Genomic DNA, 13,112 nt, shown 5'->3' on the forward strand with positions numbered 1-13,112 from the left:
CTACTCCTCATGGCGGCCCGCCTCGTCGCCCCAGAGCTGCTCGAGCCGCGCGTCGCGGCCGCAGCCCCAGCGGTAATAGGCATAGCGGACCGGGTTCTTCAGATAATAATCCTGGTGATAGGTCTCGGCCGGATAAAAGGGTCCGGCCTTGGTGATCTCCGTGACAACCGGCTTTGGAATGCGGCCCGAGGCGTCGAGCTCTGCCTTCGATTTTTCCGCCAGCTGCCGCTGTTCCTCGTCGAGATAGAAAATCGCACTGCGATACTGGCTGCCGACATCGCAGAACTGCGCGTCCTTGCGGATCGGGTCGATATTCTGCCAGAAAACATGAAGCAACTGCTCGTAGCTGACCTTTGAAGGGTCGTAGACGACCTTCACGGCTTCCGCATGTCCGGTGCCGCCGGCGGAAACTTCCTTGTAGGTCGGGTTCGCCTTCATGCCGCCGGTATAGCCCGACGTCGTGCTGATGACGCCTTCGGTCTTGTCGAAGGGCGGTTCCATGCACCAGAAGCAGCCGCCCGCGAAGATCGCCACGGCTTCCTTGTTCGAGGTTTCCTGCGCATGGGCCGCGCCGAAACCCGTCAGAACGAGGAGCACGAGGCCGAGCAGGAATACGAAACGGTTCACGTCAAGCTCCATCCGTTGTCAGGCAGGTGCTCCCTTCGGGAGGTATGTCCTGTTTCTCTTACGAAGATATAGGACGATCCCGCCGCGCCCGGCTTCACTTTGCAGTCACGTCTTTGCGAGCATGTCCACATGGACGGCATGGGTATGGGGGAGTAGCATGAACGCTGCCGCTGGAAAGCCTTGGGAGGGGTGGGGATGAGTGTTTTGCTGGAGAAAACGGCCCTTGTGCCGGGCGCATCGCACGGTGTCCGCCGCATCCGCGCGGACGAGCCTTGGCGCTGGCTTGCGGCGGGATGGGCGGACATGCGGGCCGTGCCCTCGATCAGCCTCGCTTACGGCTTCGTTTTCTTCCTCATCTCGCTGTCGCTTGCGGGCCTGCTTTTTCTTTTCAAGCTCGGGGCCTTCCTTCCCGTCATGGCAGCAGGCTTCCTGCTTCTCGGGCCGATGCTCGCCGTCGGACTTTACGAGGCGAGCCGCCGCCTGGAGGCCGGGCTTCCCGTCCGTTTCGCCGATGTCGCCTTTGTTTCGACGCGCAACCTCACGCAGCTCGCCTTTCTCGGTGCGATGCTGATGGGCGCGATGATCGTCTGGCTGCAGATCGCGGGCTGGCTCTTCGCGCTTTTTTACGGCCCGGTCGGCTTGCCGCCGCTTTCCGCCTTTATCCCCGCCCTGCTGCTGACATCGCGCGGCCTCACGCTTCTCGTCGTCGGCACTGCGGCGGGCGCGGTGCTGGCCTTCGTCGTTTTTTCGATTTCCGCGATTTCGGCGCCGCTGCTTCTTGCGCGCGATATAGACGCGGTGACGGCGGTCCTCACCAGCATCGAGGCGGTGCGCCATAATTTCTGGCCGATGCTGCTCTGGGCGTGGATCGTGACGCTGCTGACGGCCTTCGGCATTGCGAGCGGGTTTCTCGGCCTCGTCGTCATCTTCCCGCTGCTCGGCCATGCCACATGGCATGCGCATCGGGCGCTTGCGGGTTCCTAATTCTTCTCTTCGTCCGGCTTGTCGTCTTCATCGTCGAACAGGATGCGCTGCGCCGCGCCTTCAAGATCGTCATACTGGCCGCTCCTGAGCGACCAGAGAAAACCGGCGAGACCGAAAAGTCCGAGAATAAGCGCGGCAGGCACGAGGAAGACGAGGATATTCACCTGGCTTCCTTTCTTCCGCCGAAATTCAGCCGCAGCGAGTTGAGCGTCACGGTGATCGAGGAACTCGACATCGCAACAGCCGCCACAAGCGGCGTCACAAACCCTGCCACCGCCAGCGGCACCGCCACGGCGTTATAGGCAAGCGCCAGCCCGAAATTCTCGAAGACAAGCCGCCGCGCCTGCCGCGCGACATCGACCGCCTCGATGACGGGCGACAGCCGTGCGCCCTGGAAGATGAAATCCGCCGCCGTCTGGCTCACATCGGCGGCGTCCGACGGCGAGATCGAGACATGCGCGGCGCGGAGCGCGGGCGCATCGTTCAACCCATCGCCGATCATCGCGACTTTCCGGCCGAGCGCCGCCAGTTCTTCCAGCCGCGCGATCTTCGCATCCGGCCGCGCGGCGGCGCGCCACTCCTTTATCCCCAGTTCGTCCGCGAGCTTGCGCACCGCCGGCTCGCGGTCGCCGGAAAGAAGTTCGATGGCAAAGCCGCGTGCTCTCAGCGCGGCAACGGCTTCCTTCGCATCGGGCCTTGGCGTGTCTTCGAAGCGAAAGCAAACCGCCGGTTTGGCGCCGCACCGGAGCCAGAGTTCGGAGCCCGCGTGATCGGGCCCGTTTCCGGAAACTTCGACAAAGCCTGCATTTCCGAGCCGGATCGTCTCGCCGCCAAGCTTCGCCTCAAGGCCCATGCCGGGTTCCTCGCGAATGTCGTCGAGCAGCGGCAATGGCAGCGTCCGCCCGCAGCCCGCCAGAGCGACGGAAAGCGGATGGCGGCTCTTGCCGGCCAGCGCCATGGCGAGCGCGAGATCGGCGGCGGGGATTTCTTTGGCGTTCATCAGGCGCGGGCGGCCGAGCGTCAACGTACCGGTCTTGTCGAAGACAATGGTGTCCGCCTGTGCAAGCCGTTCCAGTCCGTCTGCTGCCTTCACGAGAACGCCTTGGCGCGTCAGCCGTCCTGTCGCCACGACCTGAACCACGGGCACGGCAAGGCCGAGCGCGCAGGGGCATGTGACGATGAGGACCGCAATCGCATGTGTCAGCGCCGTTTCCCAATGCGCGCCGAGGGCGAACCAGAGCGCGAGCGTGCCAAAGGCCATGATATGCACAGCCGGAGAATAAAGGCGTGCCGCGCGGTCGGCGATGCGGACATAGCGTGCGCGGCCCTGTTCGGCGCTTTCCATCAGCCGCACGATTTCGGCGAGCAGGCTGTCATCGTCGCGCTTCGTCACGCGGATGACCAGGGGTGCGCCGAGATTAAGCGTTCCGGCGAAGACGGTAGAGCCCGGCTTCACAGCTTCCGGCACGCTCTCGCCGGTCACGAGGCTGGTGTCGACATCGCCGATGCCGCTCATCACCTCGCCATCGGCGGGAATGCGCCCGCCCGAAGCCACGATGACGCGCATCGCCGGCTCGAGATTTTCGATGGCGACGGAACGCTGCGAACCGTCGGGCGCGATCAGCGTTGCCGCAATAGCGCGCAGTCCCAGCAGGTTCTGCGCCGCGGAGCAGGCTTTCGCGCGCGCCTGTACGTCGAGATAGCGGCCGATCAGCAGGAAAAAAAGCAGCGTCACGCTGGCATCGAAATACACATGACGCGCATTCACGATGGTCTGGACGAGGCTCATCGTCGTGGCGAGGATAACCGCGAGCGCGATCGGTACATCCATATTCATCGCGCGCCCGCGCAGCGCCCGCAGTGCCGAGCGGAAGAAGGGCTGGCCGGCATAGGCAATGGCGGGAAGCGCGATCAGCGCGGAAACCCAATGGAAAAATGCGCGCGTCGTCTCGTCCATATCGGTCACGAGGCCTGACCAGACGGCAACCGAGACGAGCATCACATTCGCGGCGGCAAACCCGGCAACGCCGAGGGCGCGCAGGAGCGAGCGGCCTTCGCCCTCATCCATCGCGCTGGTGAGTTTCTGGTCGAATGGAACGGCATTGAAGCCGATTTCGCCAAGCTTTCCGGTGATGGCGCTGGCTTTCAGCAGGGCCGGGTCCCATCTGACCGTCACCCGCTTGGTCGACAGGTTGGCGCGGGCATATTCGACGCCGGGCAATTCCGTCAGCCCGCGCTCCACCTTGCGCAGGCATCCCGCGCAATGCATGCCGGCAACGACGAGGTCGAGGCGGTCGCGGCCCTCCGGCGTTTTCCGCACGAAGAGGGCGGGGTCCGCCCTCGGCGCTTCCATTGCCCTTGTTGCCGTGTCGCTCATGCTTGCCCTCAGCCGCGCACGAAAACGCGCTGTTCCTCGGTAAAGGTTTCGCCCTGCGGGCCCGTTCCGGAAATGCGGACAAGCCAGTTGCCGGAGTGGGCGAGGGCGAATACCGCCGTATAGATGCCCGGCGCCGTTTCCGTAAGGCTCATGCGCCGGTCCTCGCCGGCCGCCACCGGCCGCCAGAAAGTGCCGTGAACGGCAAGGCCCTCAAGCGGCGCCCCGGCCGCGTCGGTAAAGGTCACGGTAAGCGCGGTATCGCCGTTGCTCGCCGGTGCAACGTCGATTGCGGCCTTCCAGCCAAGTTTCTCCTGCGCTTCCATCCGGGCGAGGAGATGATTATAGGCCCGGCCCTTCTGATAGGCGCCTTCCACTTCCACGCCATCGAAAGTCGAAAGCGCCTGGAAGACCATCAACCCGTTCATGCCGAAGACCACGATAAAGAATCCGGCGAAGAGCATCAGAGTTCGCCGTCCGGTCAGCTTCGGGCCCCTGGGCCGGTAGTCGCTGTCATGGATCGTCATTTCGAAGGCCCCCGGAATGTCGTCGCCCTGGCGACGGTCTTGCCGTTCTCAAGATCGGTGACGATGAAGTTCATTTCTGCTTCTCCGTTCAGCTTGCTGGCGCGATCGCCGGGCAGGCTGACGAAAAAGCGCGCCGTGCCGAGCTTGTCCGGGCCGACGACCAGCAGCGGGCCGTTGTCGCCGGTCAGGGCCGGCCGCGTCAGAACGGCGCCCTCGACGCCTTCGACCGAAATGCCGAATGTCCGCTCGCTGTGTTCCTTGTTGACGATCTTCACTTCATAGCCGTTGCGGATGCTGCCATCGGACAAGGTGACGAAAAGCGGATTGCGGTCGCGCAACACGCTCAGTTCGAGTGTCGAACGGTTGACGAGCGCCACCAGCATGATAGCCGCGACGAGGCCGAGGATAAGTGTGTAGAGGATGGTTCGCGGCCGCACGATGTTGAGGCGCGGGGTTTCTCCGGCGCTGCGCCGCTGCTGGTTGCGGAGCGTGTCATAGGCGATGAGGCCGCGGGGGCGTTCCACCTTGTCCATGATCTCGTCGCAGGCGTCGATGCAAAGCGCGCACTGAATGCATTCGAGCTGCATGCCGTCGCGGATGTCGATGCCCATCGGGCAGGCGGCTACGCATTGTCCGCAATCGATGCAGTCGCCCCGGCCTTCCCAGCTCGTGCCTTTCTTGTGGGGTCCGCGTTTCTCGCCCCGATCTTCCTTGTAGCTGACGAGAAGGGATTCTTCGTCGAACATGGCGCCCTGGATGCGCGGCCAGGGGCACATGTAGATGCAGACTTGTTCCCGGGCGAGGCCGCCCAGCGTATAGGTCGTCAGCGCAAAAAGCCCGATGAAGAGATAGGCGATGGCAGGTGCATCGAAGGTCGTCAGGTCGCCTGCGAGCGTCGGTGCATCGGCGAAATAGAAGACCCAGGCGCCGCCGGTCGCCAGCGAAATGAGGATCCAGGACAAATGCTTGCCCGTCTTGCGGGCGAGCTTTGCCGCCGTCCATGGCGATTTGTCGAGGCGGATGCGCGCCGCGCGTTCGCCCTCGAAGAAGCGTTCGACATGGAGAAAGAGGTCGGTCCAGACCGTTTGCGGGCAGGCATAGCCGCACCAGACGCGGCCTGCCACGCTCGTTACCAGGAACAGGCCGAGTGCGGCGAGGATGAGAAGCCCGGTGACGTAGTAGAATTCCTGCGGCCAGATTTCGAGAAAGAAGAAGTAGAAGCGCCGGGCGGGGAAATCGAGAAGCACCGCCTGGTCGGGCAGGCCCGGTCCCCGGTCCCAGCGCAGCCAGGGCGTCACGTAATAGATTGTGAGGGTCACCGCCATCACGAGCCATTTCAGCTTGCGGAAAGTGCCGTGGACGAGTTTCGGATAGACCTTGACCCGGCTTTCATAAAGCGGGCGGTTCTTCTCGGAATTCACCGCCGTGTAGCGTTCGCCTTCGTCTCCATGCGGGTTGCCGGCGCCGGACGCAGCAGGCCCCGCCTGCCCCGTGGCTTGCCGGGCAAGGAGTTCGAGGCCTGTCGCGGTATCCGTCATCTGCTTACTCGAAAAACACGCCCGGCCGGGGCAACGTTACTCGCCGCCGCCGAGGGAATGCACATAGAGCGTCAACGCATTGATAGTGCCTTCTCCAAGACGTCCGCCCCAAGCAGGCATGGCGCCGCTGCGTCCGTTTGACACGCTCTGCAGGATGCTCGTGCGGTCGCCGCCATAGAGCCAGATGTGATCGCTGAGATCGGGGGCGCCGAGTTCACGGTTGCCTTTGCCGCCTTCTCCGTGACACGCCACGCATTGGCTCGCAAAGGTTTCCGCGCCTCGTGCCGCGGCTTCCATGTTCTCGGACCGGTTCGAGAGCGAAAGCACATATTCGGTAACGTCGGCGATTTCAGCCCGGGTAAGAATGCCGTCGCGTCCATAGGCCATCATGATGTTCTGGCGTGTGTCCTCGTCCGCGTCCCAGCGAATGCCGTGCATCAGGGTCGCGCGGATGTCGTCCAGCGTGCCGCCCCAGATCCAGTCGTCATCGTTCAGGTTCGGGAAGCCATTGCCGCCTTGCGCGCCGGAGCCATGGCAGGGCGCGCAATTGTCGCCGAAGGCAGCCTTGCCGGCACCGAGCGCCACTTCCATCAGGGCCGGGTCGGCGGCCACGTCGCGAAGCGGCATGGCCGCGATCCGCTGCATCGTTTCGGCCCGCCCGTCTGCGATGGCGGCGAGTTCATTGTTGACGACTTCCCGCTGCTCATAGCCGATCACGCCTTTGGTATAGGTCCAGACGCCGCCCGAGAGGTAGGGCCATGTCGGCATGACGATCCAGTAGGCGAAGGACCAGACGATGCAGGCGTAGAAGGTATAGAGCCACCACTTGGGCATGGGGTTGTCGAGTTCGCGGATACCGTCCCATTCGTGCCCGGTGGTTTCGACGCCGGTGATATCGTCTTTCTCTCTCTGCTTGTGGTCGCTCATCGTCCGGTCTCCGTGCTGTCGGTATCGCCGTTTTCAGCTTTTTTTGAATCTGCGGGCTTGTCGTCGTCCTGCAGGGGCAGATGCGCCAGCCGGTCGAATTTTTTCTTGTTCTTCGGCCACAGTGCATAAGCGACGATGCCGGCAAACAGCACGACCATGAAGACAAGGCCGCCGGCGCTTGCCCATGTTCTCACCAGTTCATAAGTGGATTGGCTTTCCATGGAGCGCCCCTATTGCTTGAAGTCGGCGTTCTCGTAGGCATTGAAGTCCACGAGGGTGCCAAGCATCTGGAGATAGGCGACAAGGGCATCCAGTTCGGAAATCATTGCCGGGTTGCCGTCGAAATCGCGTGCAACGGCCTTCGGATAGCGCTGCATCAGCCCGTCGATGTCGGCGTCGGGCGTTGCCTGTGCCTGAAGATCGGCGCGGGCATTGGCTATTTCTTCTTCGCCATAGGGTACCCCCGCCATCGCAAGCGACTGCAGCGCCTTGTCGATGTTGCGATAGTCCAGTGCCTTCCTGGCGAGGAAGGGATAGCCGGGCATAACCGATTCAGGTACGACTGAGCGCGGCGCTTCCATATGGAGCCGGTGCCATTCGTCGGAATACTTGCCGCCGACGCGGGCAAGGTCGGGTCCCGTTCTCTTCGAGCCCCACTGGAAGGGGTGATCGTATTTGCTTTCGGCGGCCAGCGAGTAATGGCCATAGCGTTCCACTTCCGAGCGGAGCGAACGGATCATCTGGCTATGGCAGTTGTAGCAGCCTTCGCGCAGATAGATGTTGCGCCCCGCCAGTTCGAGCGGGCTATAGGGACGAACGCCCTTTACGTCCTCAATCGTGCTCTTGATGAGAAAGGTCGGCACGATTTCCACAAGGCCGCCGATGGCGACGACGATCAGCGTCAGCACCAGAAGCAGAATGGAGTTCTTTTCGACGGTCGCGTGAGAAAACTTTTTTGACATGATCTGGATTCCTCACTCGGCCGGTTGAAGCGTTGCGCCGGCGGGCGCCGTTGGCGCGGTCGCGGACAAGGGTTCGCTCTCGCGGACATGCCCGAGGATGGTCCGCCAGCAGTTGTAGACCATGATCAGCGCGCCAATGAGGAAGAGCACGCCGCCAAGGGCCCGGATGACATAGAAGGGATGCATGGCGGCAACCGTTTCCGCGAAGGAGTATTCGAGGAAGCCCTGCGCGTCATAGGCGCGCCACATCAGGCCCTGCAGGATGCCGGAGACCCACATCGCGGTGATGTAGAGAACGATGCCGATGGTGGCGATCCAGAAGTGCCAGCTCACAAGGGCGAGCGAATAGAGCCGCTCGCGCTTCCAGAGCCACGGCACCAGGCAGTAGACGGCGCCGAAGGAGACGAAGCCAACCCAGCCGAGCGCGCCGGAATGCACATGACCGATGGTCCAGTCCGTGTAGTGCGAAAGCGAATTCACCGCCTTCACCGACATGACCGGGCCTTCGAAGGTCGACATGCCGTAGAAAGCGACCGAGACGACGAGCATGCGGATCACGGGGTCGGTGCGGAGCTTGTCCCAGGCGCCGGACAGCGTCATCAGGCCATTGATCATGCCGCCCCATGAGGGCATCCACAGCATGATGGAGAAGGTCATGCCGAGGGTCTGTGCCCAGTCGGGCAGCGCCGTGAAGTGAAGATGGTGGGGGCCTGCCCAGATATAGAGGAAGATCAGCGACCAGAAATGGATGATCGACAGCCGGTAGGAATAGACGGGGCGTTCGGCGCGCTTCGGGATGAAGTAGTACATCATGCCGAGGAAGCCCGCGGTCAGGAAGAAGCCGACCGCGTTATGCCCATACCACCACTGGATCAGTGCATCCTGCACGCCGGGGAAGAGCGCATAGCTTTTCGACGAAGTGAGGCTTTCGGGAATCGCCAGATTATTGCCGATATGCAGCATGGCGATCGTCACGATGAAAGCGAGATAGAACCAGTTCGCCACGTAGATGTGCGGTTCCTTGCGCTTCGCGAGCGTTGCCAGGAAGACCAACAGGTAGGTGACCCAGACGATGGTGAGCCAGATGTCGGCATACCATTCCGGTTCGGCATATTCCTTCGACTGGGTAACGCCCATCAGGTAGCCGGTCGCCGCCACGACGATGAAGAGCTGGTAGCCCCAGAAGACGAACCACGGCGCGACGTCGCCGGCAAGGCGGGCTCGGGAGGTGCGCTGCACGACATAGAACGATGTCGCGATCAACGCGTTGCCGCCAAAAGCGAAGATCACGGCCGAGGTGTGCAGCGGGCGCAGCCGGCCGAAGTTCAGAAATTCAGTGTCGAAGTTCAGCACCGGGAAGGCGAGCTGGAAGGCGATCACCACGCCGACGAGGAAGCCCGCCACGCCCCAAAACAGGGTGGCAATGGCGCCGGCCTTGACGACGCCGTCATTGTAGCCGGCGCTTTCGTCGATTGCCGCCGGGCCGCGCGCTTCGGCCGAGAAGTGGCGCTGCCAGAGGGCCATGGCGCCTGCCAGGAAAGAGAAGGCAAAGAGCCAGGCATGGGCGGCAATCGGCGCGTCCTGTGCTTTGCCTGCAACTACGATTGAAAGAAGTGCTCCTGCGACGAGCGCCCCCGCGACCAGCCAGGCCGCAGTCGTCATCGTCCCCGGAAGCTTTACTCCCGGCGCCCCTGAAACCGCCATATCACGCTGTCCTTCATATGCGTTGCCTCACGCCGGGCGGCGGAGACGCGGTGCGCATGCGCAGTTACGCCGCATAGCCCCAATTCCACCCAGCAGAAAAACCATAGCAGTTAAGTGGCTTTTTCGGGGATGTGCGCTGGCGCCGCTGCATCACCATGTCGCACGGAAATACCGTTCCGCAGGCGCAAGGGCGGCGAAACACGCGAAGGGAATTAACCATGATGGCAGCGCGCCCGTCCCGCCGCTCAGCGTCAATTACGCGGATTGCGGAGTTGAGGTCCGGAGCCATGCGTATACGTATGAGCGCAAATTGCAGGTATTGCAGGCTTTTTCGGCGGGAGGGCGCCGCAAATATGGCTGTGCCAACGCAGGGCAGCATGTTAGATAGGCCCCTCATGCGCCTCAGTACGGTGCTAGGGGAATTGTGCTTTGATCGGGTTTTCTGCGAGGAAAAAGGCTGCCGGGAGTCTGCTTCAGCTTGAAGTGGCGCCGCGTCCTGCCATCGCGACGATTGCCTTTCTGGCTTTCCTTGGCGTCATTGCGGTCACGGGCATGGCCCGTGCCTCGATGCTGACGGACGAGTATGTGCGGGACTCCCTGCTGGAGCGGTCTGCCTCGCAGACGCAGCTTCGTCTCTCCGACGAAGACGTGTTGCGAAACCAGGACCTGGTGCGGAAAGAGAAGTCCATGCGCGGCAACGGTTCGGGCGTCGTCCCGTTCGCCGTGCGTGATACCGGGCGGGTTCTCCGGCCTGCCGGGTTTGCTCTTGAACCGGCCAGTGCCGAAATGCCGCCGCTCCCGGCCGGGCATTTTCCGCGGGCACCGCCCATGCCGGTGCAGGGGATGGCCGGACAAACGAACGTCTGACGGCTCCTGTGGCAAGCCGCTCCCCGAAAGGGCGGCACCTGATATAAGTCGCCCGGGCTCCAAAGAAGCCGGCGAAAATCCAAGAAGAGCATAACGCTCCGCAACATCCTGAGAACTCCGACGCGGTCCCCGCAAAAAGACCGTGCGTCCCAAAGGGGAGGTTACTTTGCAGCGTATTGAAAATCTGGTGTTCGGCCTGCGTGCCGTCATTCTAGTGGCACTGTTGGCGTTCACGGTCGTGATGGGCATCTTCGCATCCCAACTGCGGATGGATGCCGGCTTCACGAAGATGCTTCCTATCGGCCATCCCTACATCGAAACCTTCACCGAGTATTCCGAGAGCTTCGGCGGCGGCAACCGCGTGCTGGTGGTGCTGGAGAACAAGGAAGGCGATATCTTCGAGAAGGACTTCCTCTATACGCTGAACGATGCGACCCAGGATCTCTTCTATATTCCCGGTGTCGCGCGCCACACGGTCACCTCGCTCTGGACGCCGAACACGCGCTTCATCGCCGTTACGGAAGAAGGTCTTGAAGCCGGCGACGTGATCCCGGCCAATTTCGCCGGTACGGACGAAGACATCGATACGGTTCTGCAGAACACGCTGCGCGCCGACCTCGTCGGACGTCTCGTTTCCAACGATTTCAGTTCGTCGATGATCCGCGCCGAACTTCTCGACTTCAATCCGGAGACGCAAGAGCGCCTCGATTATTTCGACGTGGCGCGCAAGCTCGAAACCGATCTTCGCGACAAATATGTCTCGGACAAGGTCGATGTGAAGATCGTCGGTTTTGCGAAACTTGTTGGCGACATCGCGGACGGCGCTTCCTCCGTCGTCACCTTCTTCTCGGTGGCCTTCTTCCTCACCGCCTTCATGCTCTGGCTCTATTGCCGCTCATGGGTCCTGACGGCGGTCACGGTCGGCGCCTCGCTCTGCTCGGTCGTCTGGCAGTTCGGCCTGCTTCATATTCTCGGCTTCGGCCTCGACCCGCTCGGCGTGCTCGTGCCGTTCCTCGTCTTCGCCATTGGCGTCAGCCACGGCGTGCAGCAGATCAACATGGTCGGCGCGGAGATGGCCGCCGGTCTCAACAAGAACGAGGCCGCGCGCGCGACCTTCACCTTCCTGCTGCGTCCGGGCCTCGTGGCACTTCTGACCACGCTGGCTGGCTTTGCGACGCTCTACATCATTCCGATCGGCATGATCCAGGAACTCGCGATCACGGCGTCGATCGGTATCGGGTTCAAGATCATCTCGAACCTCATCATGCTGCCGCTGCTGGTGTCCTATGTGGCGCCGCCGGAAGAGGAGTATGGTGCGAAGGTTCGTCGCGCCATGGAGACCCGTGCCAAGCTCTGGCCGGCCCTCTCCCGGATCGCGACACCGCCGATCGCCTTTCCGTTCGTCATCATCTGCTTCATCGTCGGCTGCATCGGCTTCTACGAGGCCCGCGACAAGCAGATCGGCGACGTCCATGCGGGTGCGGGCGAGTTGTGGCCGGATGCGCGCTACAATCAGGACAGCCGCTATATCGCCGAGAAGTTCAACCTCGGTCTCAACGTGCTGACCGTGATCGTCGAATCGGAAGATGTCGTCTGCGTCGATTACGGCAAGATGCATTATCTCGAGAGCTTCAGCTGGCACATGCGTAATGTGGATGGCGTGCAGTCGGTCATCAGCCTTCCGATCCTCGCGCGCAAGATCAACAGCATGTGGCAGGAGGGCAATCCGAAGTGGCAGAACCTGCCGCGCAATCCGGCCGCTCTCGCCCAGGCGACCTCCAGCATCGGAAGCTCGTCTGGCATCGTGAACGCCGACTGCTCCACAGCCGCCGTCGCCATCTTCATCGCGGATACGAAGGCCGGCACAGTCAAGCACGTCGTCAACGAACTCGAAGCGTGGATGGCTGCCCCTGAAAACAAATACGAGGGCATCAACCTTCGCGTCGGTACGGGCAACGTCCCGATCGTCGCCGCCACCAACGAAATCGTGCATAAGTCCGAGCTGCCCATGCTGCTCTATGTGTACGCGGTGGTCATGACGCTCGTCATTCTCACCTATCGCGAATGGCGCGGTGCGCTTTGCTGCGTGTTGCCGCTCATCCTGTCGACCATTATCGGCGACTGGTTCCTGACGGCGGCGGGCATCGGACTCAAGATATCGACGCTCCCGGTTCTCGCCATCGCGGTCGGTATCGGTGTCGACTATGGCATCTACGAGTACAACCGTATGCAGCGCTATATGCGCATGGGCAAGAACCCGCATGAGGCGTATCTCCAGGCGCTCTACGACGTGGGTTCGGCAACCATGTTCACGGGCGGCACACTTGCTATCGGCGTCAGCACCTGGGCGTTCTCGGCGCTCAAGTTCCAGGCCGATATGGGCCTGCTCCTCACCTTCATGTTCATGGTCAACATGATCGGTGCGGTGACGTTGCTGCCGGCGCTGGTTGCGGTCTTCGAGTATATCTGGCCGCTGAAGCGCGAGCCGCTTTCCGAAGAGGAAGCGCGTGCGGTGATGCGCGGGCACTGATCGCCCCGTCAGGTCTGAAAATCGAAAGGGCGGCGCCTCGCGAGAGGGCCGCCCTTTCTCTTTGGCCGCGGC

Annotated in this window: 12 protein-coding genes; 3 read left to right on the forward strand and 9 right to left on the reverse strand. The window is 62.4% G+C overall.

Features of this window, described 5'->3' with window-relative positions:
- Positions 1-627: a peptide-methionine (S)-S-oxide reductase MsrA gene (gene msrA, locus PLAV_RS07715; RefSeq protein ID WP_245545249.1), complete on the reverse strand. Its 627-nt coding sequence runs from the start codon at positions 625-627 to the stop codon at positions 1-3.
- Between the two features lie 195 nt (positions 628-822).
- Between msrA and PLAV_RS07720 the strand changes: the two genes are divergently transcribed.
- Positions 823-1,611: a DUF2189 domain-containing protein gene (locus tag PLAV_RS07720; protein WP_012110429.1), complete on the forward strand. Its 789-nt coding sequence runs from the start codon at positions 823-825 to the stop codon at positions 1,609-1,611.
- On the opposite strand, the gene ccoS is transcribed toward PLAV_RS07720, so the two are convergent.
- Genes ccoS through ccoN form a run of 8 tightly spaced genes read right to left on the reverse strand, consistent with a single transcriptional unit; the run spans position 1,608 to position 9,601 of the window.
- Positions 1,608-1,775: a cbb3-type cytochrome oxidase assembly protein CcoS gene (ccoS, locus tag PLAV_RS07725; RefSeq protein ID WP_012110430.1), complete on the reverse strand. Its 168-nt coding sequence runs from the start codon at positions 1,773-1,775 to the stop codon at positions 1,608-1,610. The genes PLAV_RS07720 and ccoS overlap by 4 nt on opposite strands.
- Positions 1,772-3,988: a heavy metal translocating P-type ATPase gene (locus tag PLAV_RS07730; RefSeq protein WP_012110431.1), complete on the reverse strand. Its 2,217-nt coding sequence runs from the start codon at positions 3,986-3,988 to the stop codon at positions 1,772-1,774. Before PLAV_RS07730 ends, ccoS begins: the two co-directional genes overlap by 4 nt.
- An 8-nt stretch (positions 3,989-3,996) precedes the next feature.
- Positions 3,997-4,512 (reverse strand): FixH family protein, encoded by a 516-nt coding sequence (locus PLAV_RS07735; protein ID WP_012110432.1) that lies wholly within the window; start codon positions 4,510-4,512, stop codon positions 3,997-3,999.
- Complete coding sequence (gene ccoG, locus PLAV_RS07740; protein WP_012110433.1) at positions 4,509-6,050, reverse strand: cytochrome c oxidase accessory protein CcoG; 1,542 nt, start codon at positions 6,048-6,050, stop codon at positions 4,509-4,511. Before ccoG ends, PLAV_RS07735 begins: the two co-directional genes overlap by 4 nt.
- A gap of 36 nt (positions 6,051-6,086) precedes the next feature.
- Positions 6,087-6,977 (reverse strand): cytochrome-c oxidase, cbb3-type subunit III, encoded by an 891-nt coding sequence (gene ccoP / locus PLAV_RS07745; RefSeq protein ID WP_012110434.1) that lies wholly within the window; start codon positions 6,975-6,977, stop codon positions 6,087-6,089.
- The gene (locus tag PLAV_RS07750; protein WP_012110435.1) at positions 6,974-7,198 is read right to left on the reverse strand and encodes a cbb3-type cytochrome c oxidase subunit 3; all 225 of its coding nucleotides are present in this window, start codon (positions 7,196-7,198) and stop codon (positions 6,974-6,976) included. Before PLAV_RS07750 ends, ccoP begins: the two co-directional genes overlap by 4 nt.
- A 9-nt stretch (positions 7,199-7,207) precedes the next feature.
- Positions 7,208-7,939 carry a cytochrome-c oxidase, cbb3-type subunit II gene (gene ccoO / locus PLAV_RS07755; protein ID WP_012110436.1) on the reverse strand — a complete coding sequence of 244 codons (732 nt, stop codon included), beginning with the start codon at positions 7,937-7,939 and terminating at the stop codon, positions 7,208-7,210.
- Positions 7,940-7,951: 12 nt separating this feature from the next.
- Positions 7,952-9,601 carry a cytochrome-c oxidase, cbb3-type subunit I gene (gene ccoN / locus PLAV_RS07760; RefSeq protein ID WP_041535905.1) on the reverse strand — a complete coding sequence of 550 codons (1,650 nt, stop codon included), beginning with the start codon at positions 9,599-9,601 and terminating at the stop codon, positions 7,952-7,954.
- Positions 9,602-10,072: 471 nt separating this feature from the next.
- On the opposite strand from ccoN, the gene PLAV_RS07765 reads away from it, so the two are divergent.
- Positions 10,073-10,510, forward strand: a complete 438-nt coding sequence (locus PLAV_RS07765) for a hypothetical protein (RefSeq protein ID WP_012110438.1) — start codon at positions 10,073-10,075, stop codon at positions 10,508-10,510.
- A gap of 166 nt (positions 10,511-10,676) precedes the next feature.
- The gene (locus PLAV_RS07770; RefSeq protein ID WP_012110439.1) at positions 10,677-13,040 is read left to right on the forward strand and encodes an efflux RND transporter permease subunit; all 2,364 of its coding nucleotides are present in this window, start codon (positions 10,677-10,679) and stop codon (positions 13,038-13,040) included.
- Positions 13,041-13,112 lie beyond the last annotated feature (72 nt).

The organism is Parvibaculum lavamentivorans DS-1, from assembly GCF_000017565.1.
GTDB lineage: Bacteria > Pseudomonadota > Alphaproteobacteria > Parvibaculales > Parvibaculaceae > Parvibaculum > Parvibaculum lavamentivorans.